The 24,190-nt window shown below is 34.5% G+C and carries 20 protein-coding genes; 5 read left to right on the top strand and 15 right to left on the bottom strand.

Going from position 1 to position 24,190, the window contains the following annotated elements; genetic code table 11:
* Positions 1-6: 6 nt before the first annotated feature.
* The 13 genes from B5440_RS00640 to B5440_RS00580 all read right to left on the bottom strand — a co-directional run bounded on the left by B5440_RS00640 (position 7) and on the right by B5440_RS00580 (position 13,885).
* Positions 7-171: a four helix bundle protein gene (locus B5440_RS00640; protein ID WP_079711036.1), complete on the bottom strand. Its 165-nt coding sequence runs from the start codon at positions 169-171 to the stop codon at positions 7-9.
* Between the two features lie 76 nt (positions 172-247).
* Positions 248-1,534, bottom strand: a complete 1,287-nt coding sequence (locus B5440_RS00635) for a nucleotide sugar dehydrogenase (RefSeq protein ID WP_070052526.1) — start codon at positions 1,532-1,534, stop codon at positions 248-250.
* 61 nt (positions 1,535-1,595) lie between these two features.
* Entirely contained in the window at positions 1,596-2,609 is a 1,014-nt protein-coding gene (locus tag B5440_RS00630) for an SDR family oxidoreductase (RefSeq protein ID WP_070052527.1), read from the bottom strand.
* A 255-nt stretch (positions 2,610-2,864) separates the two neighbouring features.
* Positions 2,865-4,121: a sulfate adenylyltransferase subunit 1 gene (locus tag B5440_RS00625; protein WP_070052529.1), complete on the bottom strand. Its 1,257-nt coding sequence runs from the start codon at positions 4,119-4,121 to the stop codon at positions 2,865-2,867.
* Between the two features lie 86 nt (positions 4,122-4,207).
* A complete protein-coding gene (locus B5440_RS00620) occupies positions 4,208-4,558 on the bottom strand; it encodes a four helix bundle protein (protein ID WP_070052530.1) in 351 nt (116 codons plus the stop codon).
* 65 nt (positions 4,559-4,623) lie between these two features.
* Complete coding sequence (cysD, locus tag B5440_RS00615) at positions 4,624-5,529, bottom strand: sulfate adenylyltransferase subunit CysD (RefSeq protein WP_070052532.1); 906 nt, start codon at positions 5,527-5,529, stop codon at positions 4,624-4,626.
* A gap of 180 nt (positions 5,530-5,709) precedes the next feature.
* Positions 5,710-6,555: a 3'(2'),5'-bisphosphate nucleotidase CysQ gene (gene cysQ / locus B5440_RS00610; protein WP_070052534.1), complete on the bottom strand. Its 846-nt coding sequence runs from the start codon at positions 6,553-6,555 to the stop codon at positions 5,710-5,712.
* A gap of 264 nt (positions 6,556-6,819) precedes the next feature.
* Entirely contained in the window at positions 6,820-7,692 is an 873-nt protein-coding gene (gene rfbA / locus B5440_RS00605) for a glucose-1-phosphate thymidylyltransferase RfbA (RefSeq protein WP_070052535.1), read from the bottom strand.
* An 80-nt stretch (positions 7,693-7,772) separates the two neighbouring features.
* Positions 7,773-8,852 (bottom strand): DegT/DnrJ/EryC1/StrS family aminotransferase, encoded by a 1,080-nt coding sequence (locus tag B5440_RS00600; protein ID WP_070052536.1) that lies wholly within the window; start codon positions 8,850-8,852, stop codon positions 7,773-7,775.
* A gap of 226 nt (positions 8,853-9,078) precedes the next feature.
* The gene (locus B5440_RS00595; RefSeq protein WP_070052538.1) at positions 9,079-10,521 is read right to left on the bottom strand and encodes a lipopolysaccharide biosynthesis protein; all 1,443 of its coding nucleotides are present in this window, start codon (positions 10,519-10,521) and stop codon (positions 9,079-9,081) included.
* Positions 10,522-10,774: 253 nt separating this feature from the next.
* Positions 10,775-11,542 carry a hypothetical protein gene (locus B5440_RS00590; RefSeq protein WP_070052539.1) on the bottom strand — a complete coding sequence of 256 codons (768 nt, stop codon included), beginning with the start codon at positions 11,540-11,542 and terminating at the stop codon, positions 10,775-10,777.
* A 198-nt stretch (positions 11,543-11,740) separates the two neighbouring features.
* Positions 11,741-12,805, bottom strand: a complete 1,065-nt coding sequence (rfbB, locus tag B5440_RS00585; protein ID WP_070052541.1) for a dTDP-glucose 4,6-dehydratase — start codon at positions 12,803-12,805, stop codon at positions 11,741-11,743.
* 72 nt (positions 12,806-12,877) lie between these two features.
* The gene (locus tag B5440_RS00580) at positions 12,878-13,885 is read right to left on the bottom strand and encodes a LacI family DNA-binding transcriptional regulator (protein ID WP_070052543.1); all 1,008 of its coding nucleotides are present in this window, start codon (positions 13,883-13,885) and stop codon (positions 12,878-12,880) included.
* A 403-nt stretch (positions 13,886-14,288) separates the two neighbouring features.
* Here B5440_RS00580 and B5440_RS15580 point away from each other — a divergent pair, with 403 nt between their 5' ends.
* The 4 genes from B5440_RS15580 (at position 14,289) to B5440_RS00565 (ending at position 16,401) form a co-directional block, all read left to right on the top strand.
* Positions 14,289-14,438, top strand: coding sequence for a hypothetical protein (locus tag B5440_RS15580; RefSeq protein ID WP_176728197.1), 150 nt, complete (start codon positions 14,289-14,291; stop codon positions 14,436-14,438).
* 160 nt (positions 14,439-14,598) lie between these two features.
* On the top strand, positions 14,599-14,919 hold the full coding sequence (locus B5440_RS00575) for a phosphoribosylpyrophosphate synthetase (RefSeq protein WP_070052545.1): 321 nt from the start codon (positions 14,599-14,601) through the stop codon (positions 14,917-14,919).
* Positions 14,920-15,017: 98 nt separating this feature from the next.
* Positions 15,018-15,509: a Dps family protein gene (locus B5440_RS00570; protein ID WP_070052547.1), complete on the top strand. Its 492-nt coding sequence runs from the start codon at positions 15,018-15,020 to the stop codon at positions 15,507-15,509.
* Between the two features lie 10 nt (positions 15,510-15,519).
* The gene (locus tag B5440_RS00565) at positions 15,520-16,401 is read left to right on the top strand and encodes a mechanosensitive ion channel family protein (RefSeq protein WP_070052548.1); all 882 of its coding nucleotides are present in this window, start codon (positions 15,520-15,522) and stop codon (positions 16,399-16,401) included.
* 390 nt (positions 16,402-16,791) lie between these two features.
* Here B5440_RS00565 and B5440_RS00560 read toward each other — a convergent pair whose 3' ends face one another.
* Entirely contained in the window at positions 16,792-20,511 is a 3,720-nt protein-coding gene (locus B5440_RS00560) for a metallophosphoesterase (protein ID WP_070052549.1), read from the bottom strand.
* A gap of 54 nt (positions 20,512-20,565) precedes the next feature.
* Between B5440_RS00560 and B5440_RS00555 the strand changes: the two genes are divergently transcribed.
* Entirely contained in the window at positions 20,566-21,750 is a 1,185-nt protein-coding gene (locus tag B5440_RS00555) for a Pycsar system effector family protein (protein WP_070052550.1), read from the top strand.
* Here B5440_RS00555 and B5440_RS00550 read toward each other — a convergent pair.
* Complete coding sequence (locus tag B5440_RS00550; RefSeq protein ID WP_070052551.1) at positions 21,742-24,111, bottom strand: GAF domain-containing protein; 2,370 nt, start codon at positions 24,109-24,111, stop codon at positions 21,742-21,744. The genes B5440_RS00555 and B5440_RS00550 overlap by 9 nt on opposite strands.
* Between the last annotated feature and the right edge of the window lie 79 nt (positions 24,112-24,190).

Raw genomic sequence — 24,190 nt, 5'->3', positions numbered from 1 at the left:
ATTTTATTACACAGGGCAAGCTATATTAGATGGAATGGAAACTGAAGCTCTTCTTATCTGACTCGTTAATCCAAATTTTTCTGAATCCGGAAAATTCTGGCTTTGTTGATAAATATCTATAACCAGGTCAATACTTGTCTTGTAAACGGTTAAATCTTTATGTGATTTCATTCTATTAAAATTTAAAGGTTACATAACGAAATTCTACCACAAGATCACTTCTTTACATCGTCACTGCATCACATCATTACAACTTCTTATCGCATCTATCCCCAAGCACTCCCTTTACATCGTATACAACAGTATTCCCGTTTTTCAACTGATCCAGGTTCATTTCTAAAAATTCTTTATGGGCAACGGCTAAAACAACAGCGTCAAATTTTTCGCCCGGTATTTCTTTTACAGTTGTAAGTCCGTATTCATGTTTAACTTCATCCGGATTCGCAAGCGGATCATAAATGGTCACATTGGTTCCATATTCCTTCAGGTTCTTTATAACATCTACCACTTTAGTATTTCTAACATCTGGGCAATTTTCTTTAAAGGTAATTCCCATCACCAGAATATTAGCACCTTTTACCTTTTGGTCGTTTTGCAGCATTAATTTAACTACTTCTGAAGCAACATATTGCCCCATAGAATCATTCATTCTTCGTCCGGCAAGGATGATTTCAGGATGATAACCAATTTCCTGTGCTTTTTGAGCCAGGTAGTAAGGATCTACCCCGATACAATGTCCACCAACAAGTCCGGGTTTAAATGGAAGGAAATTCCATTTTGTTCCGGCAGCTTCCAGAACATCCTGGGTATCTATCCCCATCATATTGAAGATCTTCGCCAGTTCGTTTACAAAAGCGATATTGATATCCCTTTGTGAATTTTCAATAACTTTAGCAGCTTCAGCAACTTTAATTGTAGGTGCCAGGTGAGTTCCGGCAGTGATTACCTCAGCATAAAGTTCATTAACTTTTTTCCCAATCTCTGGAGTAGAGCCGGCAGTAACTTTTAAAATCTTATCTACCGTATGCTCCTTATCGCCCGGATTAATTCTTTCAGGAGAATATCCCACAAAGAAATCTTCGTTAAAGGTTAGTCCGCTATGTTTCTCTAATACGGGAACACATTCATCTTCAGTAACCCCAGGATAAACAGTAGACTCATAAATAACTATATCCCCTTGTTTAAGAACTTTAGCAACAGTTTCACTACTTTTATACAGCGGAGTAAGATCTGGTCTGTTATTTTTATCTACGGGAGTAGGAACGGTAATTATATAGTAATTACAATCTGCAATATCTTCAAGTTCTGCCGAACAGTATAAACCGTTCTCATCCTTTAGTTTTTCCTTTTGAACTAAAGCTGATTGCAAAACATTATCTTCTACCTCTAAAGTAGAGTCGTGTCCGCTCATTAGTTCCTTAACTCTGGCTTTATTGATATCAAAACCAACTACAGGATATTTAGTTGCAAATAATCTCGCAAGAGGCAAACCTACATAACCCAAGCCTATAATGGCTAACTTTTTATTGTTCATTTTTCAATTATTAATTGGGAATAAAATTGAAGTTTAAATTCATAACTAATTAAGTCTTGATTTATTTCGTTTGAGCCTCAGGGTCTAAATTTTTCCAATACCAGGCCACCGCCTCTTTTAAACCGTCATCAATTCGGTGACTTGGATTATAGCCCAATAATTTTTTTGCTTTTTCTACCGAAGCCAAAGAATGAGGAATATCCCCGGCTCTGTTAGGTCCGTGTTTTACTTCCACATTGGCAATCTCAGGATCAAATTCAGAAAGATGTTTTTTCAGTAATTGAGTAAGCTCTACCAAATTGGTTCTATCCCCAACAGCCGTGTTATAAACTTGATTTACGGCTTTTTCATTTTCAGAAGTTATTGCCCGTAAATTCATTTGAACAACATTATCTATATAAGTAAAATCACGTGAGTAAGTGCCATCACCATTAATTATCGGACTTTCGTGCTTCATAAACTGCATCACAAATTTTGGAATAACAGCAGCATAAGCTCCATTTGGATCTTGTTTTCTTCCAAAAACATTGAAATATCTTAATCCGATGGTATCTAATTGATAGGCGTCCTGAAAGATATCAGCATATAATTCATTTACGTATTTAGTAATTGCATAGGGAGAAAGTGGCTTTCCTATTTCATCTTCTATCTTTGGCAGTTTTTCTGAATCCCCATAAGTAGAAGAACTTGCCGCATATACAAATCTTTTAACACCGGCATCTCTAGCAGCCACCAGCATATTTAAAAATCCGGAAATATTAACTTCGTTGCTGGTAATAGGATCGGCCAGAGACCGCGGCACAGAACCTAAAGCTGCTTCGTGTAATACATAATCGACATTTTCACAGGCCTTATGACAAGTCTCAAGGTTACGAATATCCCCCTCAATCAATTTAAAATTTTCGTGATTTTCAAATACCTCTAGATTATGTTTATGACCGGTAGCAAAATTATCCAGACAGACCACTTTTGCATTTAAGCCTAATAAGGTTTCACATAAGTTGGAACCAATAAACCCCGCCCCTCCTGTTACGAGTATTCTTTTATTTTCTAATTTCTCCTGAAATTCAGTCATTTGAGAATTTTAATTCAACTTTTTATCGGCGGCAAAGATAGAATTTCTTTATGAGCCTATTGCTAAAGAAACCTTAAAGCTTGAAAAACGTTAAGATTTATTTGAAAGACGGTTGTGATGTTAGGCGGTAGGCAGCAGGCGGTAGATTGTAGGGATAGGTTTAAGCTTTAGGCGGTAAAGCTTTAAGCAATAGGCTCTAAGCTCTAAGCGGTAGCTTTTGACTTAAAAGCTTAAGGCCTACTGCTTATAGCTCAGTTACACCACCATTCCTGCAGCCACGGTTTCGTTTGTACTTTCGTCTATTAGAATTATACTTCCAGTATTTCGATTATCTCTATAGGCATCTAGCATCATTCTTCTTGTAGTTCTTATTTTTACCCTTGCTATATCATTCATGCTTAAATTTGAATCTTCGCTATCTCGTTCAAAAGTATTGATATCCATTTTGTAGACCACATCCTTAATTATGGCACGCTCCTCATGGGAAGTATGTACAATTGTATATTTAGCTCTGGATTTAGCGGCTTCATTTGCCAACCAACATAACATCACGTCAAACTCCTGTTCCATTTCAGGCTGATTGTTTTTTCGCACTATCATATTACCCCTACTTACATCAATATCATCTTCAAGCGTGATGGAAACACTCATAGGTGCATAAGCTTCCTGAATTTCATGCTCCCCGGTATTTATCGACTTGATTTTAGACTGAAAACCAGATGGTAAAACAGCCACTTCATCCCCTACCCGATAAATTCCACTAGCAATTCTCCCGGCATAACCACGGTAATCTCTATACTCCTCACTCTGAGGTCGTAAAACAGTCTGTACTGGAAAACGAGCATCTATTTTATTAATATCACTACTAATATGTAGATTTTCCAGTACGCTCAATAATGTGCCTTCGTGATACCAGTCCATATTTTTAGAATAATTCACAACGTTATCTCCCAAAAGTGCACTAATAGGAATAAAACATACATCTTTCGTTATAAGTTTAGAAGAAAACTCTTCGAATTGTGTAATAATACTATTATAAATTTCTTCGGAATAATCTACCAGGTCCATTTTATTGATACACACAATTAGATGAGGAATATTCAGCAAAGAGGCAATAAAAGAATGCCTTTTGGTCTGTTCTATCACCCCATGCCTGGCATCAATTAAAATCACAGCCGCATTAGCAGTTGAAGCTCCAGTCACCATATTGCGAGTGTACTGAATATGCCCAGGTGTATCGGCAATTATAAATTTACGCTTAGGCGTAGTGAAGTAGCGGTAGGCCACGTCAATAGTTATTCCCTGTTCGCGCTCATCTTTTAATCCATCGGTGAAAAGTGCTAAATCTACTCCGTTGTGGCCTTTCTTCGCACTGGTTTTACTCACCGAATCTAATTGATCTTCAAAAATAGATTTCGAATCGTATAAAAGTCTTCCTATCAAAGTACTTTTCCCATCATCTACACTCCCAGCGGTGGTAAATCTTAATAATTGGTTGTTATTTATTTCCATTGTTTCTATGCTTTAGGCCTTAGGCTTTATGCTATAGGCCAAAAATGTATTTTAGTTGTCGATTAAAGTCTTTGATTTATGAACTATCACTGTAATCTTTGACTTAACCTGTATAATTTTTTCTTTATTTCATTGACCTCATCAAAACAAACCTCAAATGTTCGCTCATCAATAAATTTTAAGTCTTTGCTCAGTATGAAAAAGTATTCTAATTCATGAGCTGAACCAAGTGAAATCTGCACAAACCTATTAAAGTCTTTGTCTGAACCTCTTCCACAACCTTCACTAAAATTAGAAGGTATTGAATAAGCGGCTCGCTGCATTTGAGAAATTAGCTGATATTTTTCCGAATCGGGAAAAGAGGAAGTTATTTTGTAAACACGCAATACCAATTCATGACTTAACTTCCAAACATCATATTTGCTAAAATCTCTCATAATTAAAAGTAATAGGCTATTAGCTTTAGAGTTACAGCTTACAGCCTAATGCATACAGCTAAATTTTAAAAATATCCTTGTTTTTTGCGATCTTCCATTGCTGTTTCGCTTCGTTTATCATCAGAGCGATCTCCTCTTTCTGTTTTGCGCATCGCGGAAACTTCCTGTACTATTTTATCCAGATTATCTGCTTGAGATTCTATTCCACCGGTGATGGTAATATCACCAAGCGTACGGAAACGTATTTTCTTTTTTTCTATTTGCTCACTTTCTTCGAGGTTAAGATAATCTGAAACCGGTATCCATGAATTACTTCTAAAAACTACTTCACGCTCATGAGCAAAGTATAAACTCGGAATACTTATATTTTCACGTTTAATATAATTCCACACATCCATCTCTGTCCAATTACTAATAGGAAATGCTCTAAAATGTTCCCCTTCGAAATGTTTTCCGTTTAGAATGTTCCACAATTCCGGACGTTGATTTTTAGGGTCCCACTGCCCAAAATCATCTCTATGACTAAAAAAACGTTCTTTTGCACGTGCTTTTTCTTCATCTCTTCTTCCGCCACCAATGGCACAATCAATTTTGTTTTCTTCAATAGCATCGAGCAAAGTTGTTATCTGTAGTGAATTCCTGGTTGCATTTTTTCCTCTTTCTTCAGCTACGCGTCCCTGATCTATTGACTTCTGGACAGAACCAACAATTAATTTTACATCAAGTTTCTTAACTAAATCATTTCTGAATTGAATAGTTTCCGGGAAATTATGACCAGTATCTACATGCATCAGCGCAAACGGAATTTTACTGGGATAAAAAGCCTTCTTCGCCAAATGGGTTACTAGAATAGAATCTTTTCCTCCTGAAAAAAGAATCACAGGATTCTCGAATTGCGCCCAAACTTCGCGTAAAATATAGATCGCTTCTGATTCTAATTCATCTAAATAATTTAAATAATACTTGCTCATTTTGCTTTAATTCAAGTTTTTTCAGAAATTTTTTTTAATTAATTCCATAAGGTTTTCCCTTTTTTTTACCGCAACGTTTAGGTATCAAAATCTTCAAAATAATAATGCCTTAATCTATAGTCCATCAACTATTTATTCATTTTCAATTCCTGGTCCAACCTTTCTTATTCTCATTCCCTTCTAAATAGTTTTTAAACTTGCACCTAAAAGATTGGAAACGACAAAAGAGTTGTTTCTTAGGTTTTGTTTATTGTAAACCATCTCTCTATTGGTTTGCATGTCAATAACCCTAAGCCCTACCGCTTTACAAATAGCGTGGCCTGCCGCTGTATCCCATTCCATTGTAGTACCTATTCTGGGATAAATATCAATAGTCCCATCCGCTATTAAGCAAAATTTGAGAGAACTTCCCTTTGGAATAACTTTTACTTCCTGAGAATATTTTTCTTTAATCCCATCAATAAACTTTAGGGTCTCCTCGTTAATATGCGAGCGGCTTCCGGCAACGTGTATCATTCCCTCTGCCCGCTTTGGAAATACTTCTTCAGCATTTTTTAATAAATCTTCTATTTCGATTTTATCATCAACAAAAACTTTAAAAGATCTTCCTGCCTTTACATTACCAAAATACAGCTCCTTACTCACAGGAATATAAATCACCCCAAAAACCGGCTTGTTATTTTCTACAAGTGCAATATTTACTGTAAACTCACCACTTTTTTTTATAAATTCTTTAGTACCATCCAGGGGATCAACAATCCAACAGTAATCCCATTGTTTTCTTTCTGAAAATTCAGCTTCAACATTTTCTTCGCTTATAATTGGAATACCGGTAGGTTTTAAAAACTCATTAATCACGATATTCGCAGATTTATCGGCAAGGGTTATTGGTGAATTATCTTCCTTTGATTCAATTTCAAAATTACTATCCTCATAAATCCTCATTATTTCTGATCCAGAACTAATGGCGGCTTTTATTGCCACAAGATAGTCTGATAGAATTTTATTTTGGATTTCGCTTTTCATCTTTAGATAATGTATTACTACATCGCAAATATAATATTTCCTGTTAGTCTATCGAATTAATAGGGTTTTAAAATATTAGATTTTTCAGGTTCTTATTACAGAAGGAGTTTTCTTGCAGAATATATTAGAACTCCATACTCAGGATAAGGAAAATAAGAATCTCTTAATTAAATTAGCGAAAGGTTCCTACACCAATTTGATTATATCGTCCATAGACTTCAGAAGCAAATAAGAGATAAACAAGATTCAGGAGCTTCAGTGAAATTATTGCATTAATTTCATTAAGTACTTTCCATATTCACTTTTTTCAAGATCAGTAGCCAGGTTTTGTAATTGATCTTTATTGATATATTTCTTACGAAAAGCAATTTCTTCGGGACAGGCAATTTTTAAGCCCTGTCGTTTTTCTATGGTTTGTACAAAGTTAGAAGCTTCTAACATAGAATCATGGGTTCCTGTATCCAGCCAGGCGTAACCACGACCCATAACCTCTACTTTTAATTCCTTCAGCTTTAAATATTCCTGGTTGATACTAGTGATCTCCAATTCTCCGCGAGCACTGGGTTTACATTTTTTAGCGATTTCAATAACTGAATTCGGATAAAAGTAAAGTCCGGTAACTGCAAAATTACTTCTGGGCTTTTCCGGTTTTTCTTCTATGCTAAGCGCATTTCCTGTTTCATCAAAATCTACAACTCCATATCTTTTTGGCTCATTTACGTAATAGCCAAAAACTGTAGCTTCACCAAATTCCTTACAATTTTTAACCGCATTTTCTAACAAATTACTAAAACCCTGGCCATAAAATATATTATCCCCGAGAACCAGGCATACATCATCGTTATTTATAAAATCTTCACCTATAATAAACGCTTCAGCCAGTCCATTTGGTTTAGCTTGTTCAGCGTAAGACAAGTCTAAACCCCAGTCTCTTCCATCACCTAATAAATTCTGAAAATTAGGAAGATCTTCAGGAGTGGAAATAATTAGAATTTCCCTAATTCCCGCTAACATTAATACAGATAACGGATAGTAGATCATTGGTTTATCATAAACCGCCAATAACTGTTTTGATACGCTTTTGGTAAGCGGATACAATCGTGAACCAGTTCCGCCGGCTAAAATTATTCCTTTCATTTGTGATTATAATTTTCTATTTAAAATAATAGCTTTTATGACCTGAACCATTTAAAATTTTATCCATAAACTTAAGACTTTTACAAGCTTAAAGTTTTATTTATTATTTTAGAAATAAAACCTATCTCATCATTTCTAAGCTCAGCATACAGTGGCAAACATAAAATACTTTTGGAAATATCTTGTGATATTTCCATTTCTTCAAATTTAACATAGTCTAAGGTATTTAGAGAAGGATAAAAATATCTTCTTGGGAAAATTTTCTCTTCGTTCAAGGCCCTCTGAACCCGCAACAAATGGCTTTCGCTTTTAAAAATAACCGGATAGTAACTGTAATTCCAATCTGTATTCTCCCGTATTATAATTTTTTTTAAATTTTCAAAGTCCAAAATTTTGTTATAAAGTTCAACCTGCTTTTTTCGGGTTTGAATTAGATCATCAACGTAAGGTAAAACTGCCAACCCCATTGCTGCTTGCAATTCATTCATTTTACCATTTATCCCCAAACCATAAAATTCCAGTTCGGCTTTATGACCAAAATTATGGCTATAAAATAGCTTATGATATAGATCTTTATCTTTACAAAACAAAGCCCCTCCTTCCCCTGTATGAAAAATCTTTGTTGCGTGAAAACTACACGTACTTATATCTCCATAATTAAAAAGGGACTGACCTTTATAATTCACACCATAGCAATGTGCAGCATCATAAATTACTTCTAAATTATATTTCTTGGCGATTCTTTCAATTTCATCAACATTACAAGGATTCCCGAAAACGTGTGTTGCGAGTATCGTTGTAGTTCTATTTGTAATAGCAGCTTCAATTTTATTTTCATCAATCGTGAGATATTCAGGATGAATATCAACAAACACAGGAGTGCAATTCTCCCAAACAATACTCGAAGTAGTAGCTACGTAACTAAATGGTGTAGTAATCACCTCCCCACTTTTGGCCATATTTTTAAGAGCTATTTGAATAGCAATTGTTCCGTTGGCAGTAAGAATAAGATCTGTGCATCCCAATTTAATTTTTAATTCTTTTTGCAGACCAAATAAAAGTTCCCCGCCATTTGCAATCTGGTTGCTTTCCCAAATTTGTTGGATTACTTGCGTGTATTCATGCTTAGGAGGCAAAAATGTTTTAGTTACCGGAATCATTTTTCAAAAAATTAGTTAATAAAGGAAAGAAAATAAAGATAAAATTAATATACAGGGGGAATCCAATTATTTCTTTTAGTATTTAATGAATATCCCTTCTAACTGATAGTCAACCTGAATAGCCATAAAGTCTTTAACTATAATATCACAATAAATGCGAATTGTTAATAAGGTTAATTATTCAGGAAATTTCAATAATCCAATCAATGTCAAAACTAATTTAAAGCTAAAACTTACTTCTTTTTAAAATAGCTTTCAATTGTTTAAGAGTTGAGTTTTGAAACTTTAATGTCAGAGCAATGTACACGATTACTCCTATAAAGGAACCCGTAATCAACCTAAAAATATTGTGTCTCATTTTAAAAAATGATGAATCCAAATAATATATAACCGCTCCCCCAATAATAGCTATAAAAATAAAAATTGAAATATCTTTAAATTGCTCTAAAGGGCCATAATCTATAAAGATTTTGGTATAATAACCATTTATTAAGAGAAATAAAAATGATAAAATTACCTGTGCATAAAGTAATCCATATATCCCAAATTGAATTCCGATTATAATCCCAATAACTATTAAAATCTTTTTAAATATGGCTATTTTAAGATATAAATCACTACGTCCTTTTACTTTTAATATATTGAGATTATATGCATGAATGGGATGCAGAATTCCTGTTAAGCATAAAATTTGAAAAAAAGGTACAGCAGGCAACCATTTCTCGGTAAATAGAACGATGAATAAAGGTTCAGCTAAAACTCCCGCAAAAATCAGAATTGGAGAAACTATAAACACAACCATTTTCATCAAATCCTTATAAACCTTTTTTAATTTAACTCTATCATTCTGAATTTTAGCAAAATAAGGAAAAGTAACCTTGTTAAGAGCCCCTGAGATACTGGAAACGGCCAATTGGTTTACCGTTTCGGCCCGTGTATAAAAACCCAAAACTGTAGGATTAAAAAATTTACCTATAACAATGAGATAAACATTATTAAAAAGTTTATTAATTACACCAGAAATCGTCAGTCTATATCCAAAATATAAATGTTTCTTCAGCTTCGTAAAATTAAAAATTTTACTGGGTATCCATTTCGAATAGTACCAAATTTGAATTGTGTTGACTACGGAGAAAGATACATAGCTCCATACCAGACTCCATACACCAAAACCCAAGTATGCTAGCATAATTCCTATTATTCCTCCAACTACTTTAGCCGGGATAGATATTAACGCCTGAATTTTAAAATCCATCCGACGCGTTAACCTAGTTTGTTGTACACTTGAGAATGCATTTATTATAAAAACAATGCAATATACCCTGGTGATAGCAATAAGACTTTTTTCATCATAAAATGAAGATATCAATGGAGCCAATAAAAAAAACAAAAGATATAAGATAATACTTACTAATACATTAAAATAAAAAACTGTAGAATAATCTTCTTTATCTAAATTTTCACTCCTAATCAAAGATTGTGTCATCCCCGAATCTACAAGTACTTCGGCAAAACTCGCGAGCACGACTACCATAGCTATTAAACCAAACTCTTCAGGAAGTAAAATTCTTGCTAAAACGAGAGAAACTACAAAACCAATTAGAAGATTTCCAAATTGCTGAGAAAAGGTCCATACTAAACCAGAAAATACTCTATTGCGACTGGACATTAATTATTTATTTAGCATTTTAATTTAAAGTGATTTTTAGAGTATTTCTTTTATTAATAATCTGCCAGAGATTTTTAATTAGAAATTAAAGACTAATGGTATCCTCATATTTTTGAGTGTTTATAAACAAAAAAGTAAATATTTACCCCCCTTAACAAACTAAATAACTAATTTATTATACTTGAATTCTTTAGATTTTCAAGATTTTTCAAAAAAATCACTAAACTCAATTATTTTTCGTAGAACTTTGGTTTCAGGCTAATTGGTTTAAAAAACCATTCGCCCTTTTAATATTTTCCTCTTGAGCGTGACTAAAATCTATTTCGATATATGGAATATTTAATTTCTTAGCAAAATCCAATTTCTTTGAATAATTTTCTAATTCTTGATTTATGAAAATTTTTAGTGAATTTTCATCCATATTTTTATGAATACGCCTTTTCCCAATATCATTTTTTCTATGAATTAAATTTTCATATATACTCTCTACATCCGATTTAATAAAGATTAATCCTTTGGGTAATTTTCCTTTGTATGTTTTGTCTAAATAAAATATATACGGATTATTTTGAATTACACCTTCATCAACTACTATTGGCTTTTCAAATTTATAATAATTAAAAACACATAAATTTCCTATCAGTGATTTATACCAACAATTCCAGTATGCTTTTTCACTCCATTCTCTTTCTCCTAATTCTGCTAGTAATTTTTCATCTTGAAGAAGGAAATGAAAAAATAATCTGATTATAGCGTTATATTTGTAGGCTTCTGCTTCATATGCCTGTTCTTTTTGTAATACTAAATCTTGCAAGTAGGATTTATGAAAATTTATAAAATTTTGGTTTAAATAATACTGTAAAGCCTTTTGCTTTAGTCCTCTATAATTCTTTTTGGATATTATTTCTTTTAATGCTTCTTGTTCAGTAACCCATACTCTGTGTACTCTATTTTTTTGTAAAAGTGATAAGAAAGTAGATTTACCAATACCTGAAGGTCCTAAAAGTTCAATCCAACTCATTATCTTCTTATTTTTAAAATTACAATAGAGAAATTTATTAAATTTTCCCTATTGATATGATTAATGGGATACAAACGTGAACCAGTTCCGCCCACTAAAATTATTCCTTTCATTCTTTTATAAATTATCTCCCGAAACGGGAATTTATCACAGGCTTGTAATCATTAAACCTTACATATAGCACCTATGGGTGCAGCGTTATAAATACTGCATTTTATAATATTCCTGGTAACTCCCGGAAACCACTGCTTCTATCCAAGCGGGATTCTGTAGATACCAATCTACGGTTTTCATTAAACCTTCTTTAAAAGTTACCGAAGGCTCCCAGCCAAGTTCTTTATTAATTTTACTTGCATCTATAGCATAGCGTTTATCGTGGCCGGGACGATCTTTTATAAAAGTGATAAGCGTTTCAGAGTCACCTTCGTTTCTATCCAATTTTTTGTCCATTATCTCACATAATAGCTTAATTAAATCAATATTCTGCCACTCGTTAAACCCACCTACATTGTAAGTTGATTTATTGTTGCCTTTATGAAAGATCAGGTCTATCGCTTTGGCGTGATCCAGAACATACAACCAATCGCGGGTATATTTTCCGTCTCCATAAACCGGTAAAGCTTTGTTTTCGATTATATTATTGATAAAAAGAGGAATCAATTTTTCAGGAAATTGATTTGGACCGTAGTTATTCGAACAATTAGAAATTACATACGGCAAATTATAAGTTTCGCCGTAAGCTCTTACAAAATGATCTGAAGCTGCTTTTGAAGCCGAATAAGGGGAGTTAGGTGCATAAGAAGTAGTTTCGGTAAACAATCCTGTTTCTCCTAGCGTGCCATACACTTCGTCTGTACTAATATGGTAGAATATTTTATTCTTAAAATTACCCTGCCAAGTTTCCAGGGCCGCTTCCATTAAATTAAGAGTGCCGGTTACATTGGTATCTACAAATATTTTGGGGTTGGAAATAGAACGATCTACATGAGACTCTGCAGCGAGATGGATAACACTATCAAACTGATGCTTTTGAAATAAAGCTTTTATTGTTTTAGCATCGGTGATATTAGCTTTTATAAAGTGATAATTGGGAGCGTTCTCAATATCCTTAATATTTTCAAGATTTCCCGCGTAGGTTAATGCGTCTAAATTGAATATCCGATAATTGGGATATTTATTTACAAAAAGTCGGATCACGTGAGAGCCAATAAACCCAGCCCCGCCGGTAATAAGTATGTTTTTTTCTAAAGGATTATCTTTCATTTACAAAATATAAAATACCTTTCAAAGATAGTTTTTCTGGCTATTCCCTAAAAATGTCTCAAATTTTTAAATTTAAAACCCTGTAGATTCCATATGAATCAACTTAGTGTGTATGGTTTTGTTAATTGGAGGTTTTCCGGCGACTCTATTTTCTATACGGTCCACCAATAGTTCAACAGCTTCTTCTCCAATTTCTCCCGGAAATTGCTCCACGTAACTTATTGAAGGAGTTAAATAACGAGCCACATCACCATTTATGAAGCCGATAACTTTCAGGTCTTCCGGAATCTTGATTTTATTCTCATAGGCCATTCGATAAACCAGCATTGTACTTTCAAAATCTGAACAAAGTATGGCTTCAACTTTATCCTCTACCAGAAGTTTCCTGGTTTTTTCTCTTAAAGTATCAGGCTTGGAAGAGTTCGCTATATAAAAGTCCTTTTCATCTTTCAACGCATTCCTGTAGCCTGTAATTCTAAGCTTCCCCACTCCCAAATGATGAATTGAGGTTGCAATTCCTATTTTTTTTATACCACGGGTTTGTAATAAACGAGTAGCATCTCCAAAACTATGTTCATCGTCTATCCCAATTTTATCTACCGGAAGATCCAAATTAACCCTGTCATAAAGCACCACCGGAATATCGTAATCTACCAAATTAAAAAGGTGTTCATATTCTTTTTTACGCTGCGTTTCCTCTGAAATAGCTATAAGCACTCCATCAACAAAACCTGAAGTTAGCATTTCGGTAATTTGTTGCTCTCTTGCTAAACTTTCATTAGAAATATAAGTGATAACCTGCAAACCAGCTTTTTGAGCCCGGGCCTCAATGCGCGATAAAACATTAGCAAAAAATGTATTAGCAATATTTGGTATAATTACTCCAATAGTTCCACTTTTACTACTCTTCAAATTCACCGCTACAGGATTCGGTCGGTATTTATGCAACTTTGCGAGTTCCTTAACCCGTTCCACAGTTTTAGGACTAATTTCAGGACTATCGTGCAACGCCTTGGAAACTGTAGAAACCGATACATTAAGCAATTTCGCCAGTTCCTTTAAAGTGATTTTATTTTTCATCTATTTATTATTTAATCCTGCTGAGGGAATTTATCACAGGCTTATAATCATCTCCTTTTTGTTAGCTTTTATTGCGTTCCGCACTACGCTGGTTTCCATTATTGAATTCTTAGAAATCAATTATTTCCCTCTTAATTTCTTTTAGAAAAATCGCTAATCTGCAAATATCCAATAAATTCGTGAGCTAAGAAACCCCCAAATTCATAAATGTTTTTTAGACGGTTATAAAATTATAAACTAATTTCACAAACCAAACGCCTGCTCCGAGAGCTAACTGAATAAATTATAAAAGCTTTTTCGAAGTTGAAAAATTCAACTAATGTTTTCCCTGATAATCGAAGCCTCAACTTTTAAATAAAAGGCTATTTATTAAGTTTGCATCTAGTTTTCAATTTATCAAACTATGAAATTCCATACCTCATACTGGTTTTATATTATTGCTGCAATTATTACAATTGTAGGATTAGTTACGGGCTGGTATTTTTTCCTTCTACTCGTTTTCCCTCTCGGACTTTTCAACCTGGGAAAGAAGAAAAATGACGAGGATAATTAAGTCAATTTTCTGGGTAACTACAAACACCTAAAACCCCTTGTGAGCCTTTTAAAAACGTGCCTTCGTTTAGGAGTTAAACTTATCCTAAACAGGTTTTAATATTTGCATATCAGGGCTTGTCAACGTAATTTAACATTATTAATCAGTCAAACAATTTAAAATGAAAGATTACGGAACGCTTTCCCAAGCGATAAACAAACTAAAACTAGAAGAAGGTTATGAACACGACTTCAACCTTCTGGACGAAGAAATAGAACTTAAATCTGAAGATGAAACCTTTGGGGTTGAAGATTTTGATGTTGATAAAGTTCTTAGATTTGAAGGAATGAGTAATCCTGATGATAATGCTATTCTTTATGCTATTACCACTTCTAAAGGTTACAAAGGAGTATTAGTTGATGGCTACGGTGTTTCCAGTGGTCAGGTTTCAAAAGAAATGATTAAAAAGTTAGATTTAAAGGACAATCGTCCTATTAATTAAGCTTCGTTAAACTTCTATTAAATCAGCTGAATTTATTGGCTGAATCACCAAACTATCATATTTTCGTATTGAAATTTAAAAATCAATAAAATAAAACTATGAGCTATTTAGGACTCGATAAAGAAAAAACAGGTAAAACCGTAGACGAACTGAATGTTCTTCTTGCAGATTACCACTTGTATTATCAAAAACTTAGAAATTTTCACTGGAATGTAATCGGTAAAAATTTCTTTGATCTACACGAAAAATTTGAGGAATTATACGATGAAGCTAAATTAAAGGTAGATGAAATTGCAGAGCGTATTCTTACTTTAAGATACACTCCTATTAGTAATTTAACCGATTATCTAGAGGCTTCAAATATTAAAGAATCTAAGGCAGATCTAACCGATTATGAAATGATTGAAACGCTGCTAAAAGATCATGGAACATTATTAAAACAAATGCGATCTGTAGTAGAAACCGCAGATAAAGCTGGAGATGAAGGTACTATAGATCTTATTGGTGCCTACATTAGAGAACTGGAAAAAACCAGTTGGATGCTAGATGCCTGGAAAATGAAAACAACCGATTCTCATAAATCCAGCTAACATATAAATATTGGAAGAAAAATTTAACCTTAAAGAATCTCTGGAGGGAATTAGCGCAAAATTAATAAGCTGGCTTGATTCATTGATATTGAATTTGCCAAACTTTTTATTAGCAATTCTTGTTTTTGTAATATTCGTATTTCTTGCGAAATACACCGGACAATTACTAAACAAGCTTCTTGGGAATAGGGTTAAACAAGATTCCATTAGACAGATAACCGTTAAGGTGAGCAAGGCAATTGTGATCCTTATCGGTTTTTTTATTGCCCTTGGTATTCTAGACCTCAACAAGATCCTTACATCGGTGCTTGCGGGTGCAGGTGTTGTTGGTTTAGCTATAGGTCTAGCCCTACAAGGTACTTTAAACAATACTTTTTCAGGAATTATCTTAAGTTTCCTACCTGAACTTCAAATTGGAGATTGGATAGAAACAAATTCCTATGCCGGAGAAGTTACTGAAATTAATCTCCGGAATATTGTGGTAAAACAATCTGACAATAACTACGTGGTAATTCCCAATTCTAAAATTGTGGAAGAGCCTTTTAAAAATTTTTCCAGGACTACCCGGTCCCGGGTTATGCTAAATTGCGGTGTAGGATACTCTTCCAACCTTGAAAAGGTTAAAGAAATGACCATAGAAACCATTTCTGAACATTTCCCTTCCCGCGGAAACGAACAGGTTGAATTTATGTTTACCGAATTTGGTGATAGTTCTATCAATTTTGTAGTGCGCTTCTGGACTGATGCTACTAAAAACCGGGATCTACTAGTCGCTAGAGACATCGCTATTATAGAAATCAAGAAAACTTTCGATAAGAATGGTATCAACATCCCATTCCCTATTCGAACTATCGATTTCTCGAACACTCTTAATATGAAGAAGCCGGATTAAGGGGAATAATCCCAGCTTATTTCATTTCAGCTTTAAGTTGATTTTACTTTAGGTGTTCTAGCTTCAAAGGAACTTTAATTAGACTTACTTATCAAGATAAAGTCATTGCTTTTTCTTTACTGAACTAGGAAATAACTATCATTAAGACCTATGGATTTTGCTTACTATCAGCTCTGCAGGGATTCTTTTTATATCAGAATCTATTCCAAAGAAGCCAATATTTAAAACTTAATAACCTTAAAAGATCAAGCATACAAGCATAGAGAGAAAGGGAAAAGATTTAAGCTATCGTTACTCAGAGAAAATAAAAACCTAAATCTCAGAAAATAAAAAAGCTCCCGGGATTTTTTTTCCCGGGAGCTTTTTTGAATGTTTATTTCTTACTATCTATTAAAATTCAAATCCGAAACCAAAGAAAAATCTATAGCCTTCACTTCCTTTAAATAAACTGAAGGTTCCATTTACAGCTTCCGCGCTATTAACCCAAAATCCTACACCATAGCTATCGTGCCATTTGCTACTATCTTCAAAGTCGTTCCAGACTCTACCTAAATCGTAACCAGTAAAAACACCAATTTGTAGTGGCAGGAATCTGGTTGTAAACTGGTCGAAACCATACCTTAGATCGGCACCTGTGGCAAAAGCACTTTTACCGGTGAAACGCTGCAAGCGATAACCTCTTAAGCCGGTGTTTCCACCTAATTGCGCAGCCTGGTAAAATTCATAATCATCTCCCATGTTTAATTGAGCCTGTACGCGAGTTTTTAAAACCAGTTTTCTATTCCTGGTAAGTGCATTATAGAAGCCCCAATAAGGCTTGAAATATCCATAAACCTGTGAAGTTTCAGCGGTATTCATTTGTCCACCAAGGTTCAATTCAAATTTCATTCCTCTACTTGGGTTAAGCCTATTATCATAACTTTCGTAACGATATAATGCATCTAAGCCGGCAAAATATTTCCTGTCAAAGAATTCCGGGTCATCGGTAGTAAAGTCTTCAGTGATAAATCTTCCATCTGTAGGATCAACTTGGTTTCCTTCAAAACTAGCCATATACCTAAACATACTACCAAATGGCGTCTGGTTTTCAAAACCTGCTTTTACTCCAAAACGACTAATTTTCACCCTATTGTAATCAAAGTCCAGAGTTTCGTCGAAATTTGGAGTTTCATTACCGTAGCCAAAAAAGTTACTCGCAAAATTAGGACTGGCATAATTAGCTCCAACTTTTAGATTATACTCCCCAAGGATAAGTGCAAATTCACCTTCATAATATAAATCAAATCCGTTGGTGGCAAAATAATAACCCCCACCGAAGGTATGCTGCGTAGTAAACGGATTTCTTTTAAAAGCATTTTTTGTGGTAACCATTTCCAGACCAATCTTAAACCCGTCGTCTGGATTAAAACCAAAGGCCGGTACAATGGCACCGCCGGTAAAGATTTTCTTATCCTTATCGTAAGTATTTATCTCATAATTATCCCGAAACCTGAATTTAGCATCCCCGGCTTCTTTTACAGTATTGGGTTTGGATTTATGATCGTATATCTTAAGCCTGTTTCCATTTTTAATAGTATATATATCATTATTCTGTCCACCAATTATTCTAAGGAAAATATAATCGTCGCCCTCTCCTTCAACCAAAATTTCATCATCATCATCTAGGGCGTATAGCCAAATTTCCTCCGTTTCATCCCTATGGTAAACTTTTTCGCTTACTACCTCGCCTCTTTCGCCATCTTTATTTCTGCTAATTTTAATTTTAGTCTTCCCGTCTTTCATTCGGGTAACATCTACAAAATCGTCTTTATCTGTTCCTGTAATAATGGCAAGATCTGCAAAGTGATCGTAATATCTTAAGGCGATATCTACAATATTATCTCTTCGTGCTTTTACTTTTTCAATTAATTCTTCGGTTGTTTCATCGTAAGTTTCCGGGGGAAGTTTTTGGAAAGCTTTTTCAATAACCTCATCGGTCATATTCTTTTTAATGAATTCGGCTTGCTCCTTCCAGGTTTCTTTTCCTACATTTTGCAGTAGAGAACGGTCTAAACCGGTTGCTGAAACATTAAACCACTCTACATCATTAATATCATCATCATAGACCGCAAATTGCGAGGCAAAACCTGTTAGAGCCCTTAAAGTCCCGAAAAATGCACCGTCAAAATTTGAAAATACCTGATCCCTATCTCTTGGAATTGGTTCGAATGTGCGATTACCTTCTTCATCTTCAATTTCAGCCCAGCGCCATTGATCCTGGTGCCTGTCCCAATCGCCAATAAGCATATCAAAAATTCTGGCTTTAACATAAGCAGGTTCATCTAAAGAATACTTCTCGTCTCTGCGCAAACGGTCAAACATTCCCGCCGTACTTTGAATGTCGTGATTAGGAGAGCCAAAACTTTCTGCTCCCAACCAATGATCTTCAGGTCTTTCCTCTATCATATAGATAGCATCCCCGTGCTCTTCGTTGTATTTTCCTAACTTAGGTTGTTTGGGCAAATAGTAGATTTCTGGATTGGTATGATAAACCCCAATAGCATCTGCCATAGTTGGGATGGCTAGAAAGGCATAAGGATGGGCAGCCGTATAAAAATCTGATATAACGTCTTCTGCTACCGTATTCTCCAGTTGGGTCTCTATAGGCGTATCTTTAAACGCAACCGTTTGTAAAAACTGAACGGCTTTCTTTTTAATTCTCCTGATGTTATATTCCCTACCTAAACTATCTTTTAACCGAATAGAAATAGTTTGGTGACCACCACCTGCACGCATTGGAGTAAGCCCTCCATAAAGCGTATCAAGATCTGCGATTTTTACATTGATATCTGTACCATAAAGTTCGCGATAGCGTTGCCCCCAAACAGTTCGGTGGACAGTTCCTTTTTCGGTATCATCTTTTGGATAAACTGAGGTAGTAATCGTTTTTTCAAATTCCTCCTTGAAATCTGAAACATCAAATTCCTTTGGTGCCTTAAAAATTTCTTTCTGATATAATAGTTTGGGTTTATTGTTTTCATTTCCATAAAAACTAGCCCAGGAAGAACCATCTTTAAAAACATCATAAACTACAAATCCCTGCTCGGGATAAGCAAAAAGGCCATCGTTGCTTAAGGTTGCGTAAGTTGCTTTGGAAGCAGATCCAGAAACAATTTGATTAATTTTCCCGTGCTTAATATACTGCAATGAATGTTCGTGCCCGCTTACAAACAGTAAACGATCTGAATCATGCCCTAAAGTTTCAAGACGTTTAACCAGAGATTTATACCTTTCGTTCTGAGCATCCTGGATAGAAACTCCTCCCGTAGTTCTAATTAATGTGGCTAAAGATCCTAAAATTGGAATCGGAATTTTCTTTTGAGAAGGATAAATATGACTGTTAAAATTATACTGACCTCCGTGAATTCCGTTAGTAAATAAGGGATGGTGTAGTGCTACAATAACGGTTTTGTTCTGGCTCTTTTTAAGTTCGGTTTCAACTTCAAGAAACATTGCCTCCCGCGTTTTAATTTCGGCGCAGTTATCATTTATTGTAGGATTATTATTCCAGTCTTCCAAATACCATTGGGAATCTATTACAATTAAAGTAATTTCTTCACCAATATCCATAATTTCCAATCCGCAGCCTGTTTTTGGACTCCAGATCAAATCTTCACCAAACTTTTCTTTTAAGTAATCCTCTTCCCTTTTTAAACCTTCAATACGTTCGTTGTACCAATCGTGGTTTCCGGGAATAAAGAGCACATTACCATCATAATCTTCAATGGCATCTAACTGGGCATCAATTCTATATTCGGCAGCTTCCCTATCTGGGGAGTCTTTTTCAGGCATTCCGTCAGGATAAATATTATCGCCTAGAAAAATGGTGTAATTGTCTGATTGCTTCACCGAATCTAAATAACTTTTAAAAGCAATAAGACCATCGGAACTTCCTCCAATTGGAGAATAACCACCGTCTCCTAACAGGTAGAAAGATTTCTCTATATCTTTGTTTTCAGGATATCCAAAATTGGAAGTAGGTTCACCTTCGCGATATTTGGGATCTGTAGATACACACGAAAAAATCACTAACAGGGCTGTTAGTGATATAAAGATGTTAGTTTTTTTCATAAGGGGTATTGAACATTTTTTGTACTTTGGCTAAACAAAAACAAGCTAAAATATATGAATAATCTCATTGAGAAAGCAGATGATTTTGTTTTAAATCTTTTTAAGGAAAAACTACCGAACACGTATATATACCACAACTATAAGCATACACAACGCGTCGTTAAAAGTACTAAAGAATTAATTGCCAAATCCGAAATTAATGTTAAACAAGAGGAAGCACTATTACTTGCTGCCTGGTTACATGACACCGGATACACTCGTACTTTTAAAGGACATGAAGAGGAAAGTGTAAATATTGCAAAAGACTTCCTGGAGCAAAATAATGCCACTCCAGACTTAATTGAAGAGGTAGTAAATAACATTAAAGCCACCAAGTTTGATTCTACACCAAAGACTATTTCTGAAAAAATCATAAAAGATGCAGATTCTTCTCATTTTGCAAAAGATTATTTTGAAGAAACCAGTGAACTTTTAAGACAGGAATTGGAACTTCATAACATTAAGAATTTCACTACTGCAGAATGGATACAGGAAAACATAAGAATGTTTACCGAAAAACATCAATTCTACACCGATTACGCTATCGAGGAATGGGGGCCGGCAAAGGAAGAAAACCTGCTGGAACTTATTGAAGACAAAAATAAACAACAGAAAAAACTTAAGAAAGAGGAAGCTAAGGCGCGAATGAAGGCGCGTTACAAGAATGATAATCCAGAAAGGAGTATCCAAACACTTTTTAGGGTAACGCTTAGAAACCACATAAAATTAAGTGATATTGCCGATACTAAAGCCAACATATTGCTATCGGTAAACGCAATTATTATTTCACTGGCGCTGGCAAATATGATCCCGAAACTGGATGCTGCCAGTAATAAGCACTTATTGATTCCAACCCTTATCCTGATTTTATTTAGTGTAGCTTCAATTATTCTTTCGGTATTATCTACACGTCCGCAGGTTACAAGCGGAGAGTTTACAAAAGAACAGGTAAAGAATCGGGAAGTAAACCTTTTATTTTTTGGGAATAGCCATAAAATGCCGTTTGAACAATTCAAATGGGGAATGAAAGAAATAATAAAAGATAAAGATTACGTCTACGAATCTTTAATGCTAGACCTCCATTTACTTGGTAAGGTTTTGCATAGAAAATATAAAATACTGAGGATTACCTATACAGTATTCATGATAGGTATCATTATCTCGGTAATTGCATTTGTGGGAGCATTTTACCTAATGTAATTCTTCCATTAAATTTTCATAATTAATAGTTCTATCGGGTTCATTGCTATTGGGCGTATATAACACTTCTACCCTAATAGCCTTGAGCCCAACTACACCCTGTACATCTTCAAGATCTAACAATTCTACCTCATCACCAAGGTAGTGTTTAGTCTGCAGGTATTTAATATACCTTAGATACTCTTTTTCGTCTGCTCGCTGGCTATAAACTATTGCTATTTTTCCCTTTTTGGTCACACGCTCTTCAGTTCCTTTTATAAACGACTTATCTATACGCTTTTTAATAATTTCGTAACGCGCGTTATAAGTCCCATCTACATCAAATTTCTTTTCATCCATTCGATATCGAATAGACATGGTGGAATTATAAACCAAAATTAGAGAAGCAGCGTCTAGCTTAATAGGTGTGGTTTGTTGCAGCTGGTAAAAACGATTTTCCATTTCACACATGGTACTCAACTGCCAAAGCCTTAAATTATAAAGATATACCTTATTGAAAGGCCTATCCTTTACCATAGAAGCGCCAATGTAAATATTATGGTCTACCCCATCTGTCTTATAGCGTTCAAAATAATGAGGATAGATCTTTTGCGCATCAATTTGTTTCCGGTCTAAAAAACGAGACATCGTACGGTTTATTTGTTGCACGGTTTTATCGTAGTCTTTACGATGATTGTAGATTATTCCTGTTTCCGGATTGAGTTTATGCTGATATTCCTCTACCAGGTCTTTTAATTCTGAAGACTGCTTTCGTAAATGGCTCATTATAGGATTCACTTCCTTCTGAAGTAAATTAAATACCTTCTGTTCACTGGAAGCATTCAGGCTACTTTCCAGGTCTTCCATAAAATCGGAAATTCTAAATTTCACCTGTTCATAAATTGGAAGCTCCTCCAATTTATACGCCTTATCTATTATAGATTGAATTTCTTCTAATTGATGCAGTAAATCTTTTTGAATCGCATCGTTTCTGGCATCTGAAGAAGCTACCACATCTATTTGCCCGTAAAGCGGATAAATATCTTTAAAAACAATATCTTTAAAAGAAGCAAGTCCGTCTTCATCATAATCCCGAATATATTTTTTCGCTTCCTTCTCAAATACCCATAAAACACTAGGATGTATAGAAGTACACTCACTTTGAATAACAGCTTTAACCCTATTTTCAAAATCGCTTCTATTTCTATCTACCGCAGTAGCGATATAAGGTAAAATCTCATCTAACTTAATCGTATTAATACTGTTAAGTTGATTTTTCTTCTTAGCTACCAATTCTAAAACCCCCAGCAAACGATTGTTTTTTACCACCGGGGCCAGAATACAACTTTTTACATCACTTTCCTTTAACCGCCTGGAAAGAATATTATTCTTAGTTTTTTTGGCATATTCTTCCACATTAGCAATACTAAAGAAACTATAATCTTTAAAAATGTTATTGAAACCTTCTTCACAAACCCCTTCCCTGCACTCACTCACCAATTCATCATTTAGAATATAACTATTGGCATCTTTATATTCCATTTTTTCAAACATCTCATCCTGCGGATTATAAACTGTAAAACCTACTCTTAGATCGGGAATTTTGTAAATAGATCTAAAAATTTCTTCCAGTTTTAAGAGTTCGTCCTGTTCTGAAGATTTTTCAAAAAGCAAGGCCGTTTTTAATTCAGATATGGCGTCATCCATAGTAACATCGGTAAGATTTACTATGGTAAAGCCTTTAAATACCCAGCTTTGGGGCGGGAATTTTTCTTTCCACAAATCTATATTCTCAACATTCTGTAATAATTCATCTACATCGTCATCGGTGATCTTTTTGGCTTTATCCTTAGGGAAAATATCAATAAAATCGCCGTTTAATGCAATACGGTAACGCCTTATTATACCCTGTTCATCCGGAATATCAAAATATAAAGGCCTGGAATAATCAATATTATAACCATAATAATCGTTCAAGATATTAATGCATTCCTGTACGTAAATAGTTTTATTATCAAGGTTTCTTATTTCCAGTTCAAAATCATCTGGAGTGGCCTCCATTATTTTTTTAAAACGCTTAGATCTATTAAATAAGAAATTTTGAAAAGGTATAGAAGCAGCTTTTATTTCATTATTGGTAAGCACGCTGGGAAAAAGATCGTCTAGTAAAACCCTTACCGGTTCTTTGTATTTCTTGAGCTCATCAAAATCATTAATTCCTTCGGTTAATGCAGGAAAAGATTTTACATGCTCTAAAATGCTTTTTATATAATTACGGGCAACCTCACTTTCTTCATGCTCCAGTTGCTTCTTATATTGCTCAACAACTTTATGAAAACTAATCTGGATCTCAAAAGGTAAATCTTCTTTCTGTTCTGTCATAAAAAGGTAATATCAGTTAAAATTACATATTCCCCAAGGCTTACAAATTAACAGAGTTGAAATTAACAATTTTTTATAA

The organism is Salegentibacter salarius (assembly GCF_900168265.1).
Classification (GTDB): Bacteria; Bacteroidota; Bacteroidia; order Flavobacteriales; family Flavobacteriaceae; genus Salegentibacter; species Salegentibacter salarius.
Note: the sequence above shows the minus strand (reverse complement) of the source record. Positions and strands in the feature narration are given on the sequence as shown.

Bases quoted from the DNA above. Each gene is read 5' to 3' on its own strand.
- B5440_RS00640 (WP_079711036.1), bottom strand. From the start codon at position 171: ATGAAATCACATAAAGATTTAACCGTTTACAAGACAAGTATTGACCTG.
- B5440_RS00635 (WP_070052526.1), bottom strand. From the start codon at position 1,534: ATGAACAATAAAAAGTTAGCCATTATAGGCTTGGGTTATGTAGGTTTG.
- B5440_RS00630 (WP_070052527.1), bottom strand. From the start codon at position 2,609: ATGACTGAATTTCAGGAGAAATTAGAAAATAAAAGAATACTCGTAACA.
- B5440_RS00625 (WP_070052529.1), bottom strand. From the start codon at position 4,121: ATGGAAATAAATAACAACCAATTATTAAGATTTACCACCGCTGGGAGT.
- B5440_RS00620 (WP_070052530.1), bottom strand. From the start codon at position 4,558: ATGAGAGATTTTAGCAAATATGATGTTTGGAAGTTAAGTCATGAATTG.
- cysD (WP_070052532.1), bottom strand. From the start codon at position 5,529: ATGAGCAAGTATTATTTAAATTATTTAGATGAATTAGAATCAGAAGCG.
- cysQ (WP_070052534.1), bottom strand. From the start codon at position 6,555: ATGAAAAGCGAAATCCAAAATAAAATTCTATCAGACTATCTTGTGGCA.
- rfbA (WP_070052535.1), bottom strand. From the start codon at position 7,692: ATGAAAGGAATAATTTTAGCCGGCGGAACTGGTTCACGATTGTATCCG.
- B5440_RS00600 (WP_070052536.1), bottom strand. From the start codon at position 8,852: ATGATTCCGGTAACTAAAACATTTTTGCCTCCTAAGCATGAATACACG.
- B5440_RS00595 (WP_070052538.1), bottom strand. From the start codon at position 10,521: ATGTCCAGTCGCAATAGAGTATTTTCTGGTTTAGTATGGACCTTTTCT.
- B5440_RS00590 (WP_070052539.1), bottom strand. From the start codon at position 11,542: ATGAGTTGGATTGAACTTTTAGGACCTTCAGGTATTGGTAAATCTACT.
- rfbB (WP_070052541.1), bottom strand. From the start codon at position 12,805: ATGAAAGATAATCCTTTAGAAAAAAACATACTTATTACCGGCGGGGCT.
- B5440_RS00580 (WP_070052543.1), bottom strand. From the start codon at position 13,885: ATGAAAAATAAAATCACTTTAAAGGAACTGGCGAAATTGCTTAATGTA.
- B5440_RS15580 (WP_176728197.1), top strand. From the start codon at position 14,289: ATGAAATTCCATACCTCATACTGGTTTTATATTATTGCTGCAATTATT.
- B5440_RS00575 (WP_070052545.1), top strand. From the start codon at position 14,599: ATGAAAGATTACGGAACGCTTTCCCAAGCGATAAACAAACTAAAACTA.
- B5440_RS00570 (WP_070052547.1), top strand. From the start codon at position 15,018: ATGAGCTATTTAGGACTCGATAAAGAAAAAACAGGTAAAACCGTAGAC.
- B5440_RS00560 (WP_070052549.1), bottom strand. From the start codon at position 20,511: ATGAAAAAAACTAACATCTTTATATCACTAACAGCCCTGTTAGTGATT.
- B5440_RS00555 (WP_070052550.1), top strand. From the start codon at position 20,566: ATGAATAATCTCATTGAGAAAGCAGATGATTTTGTTTTAAATCTTTTT.
- B5440_RS00550 (WP_070052551.1), bottom strand. From the start codon at position 24,111: ATGACAGAACAGAAAGAAGATTTACCTTTTGAGATCCAGATTAGTTTT.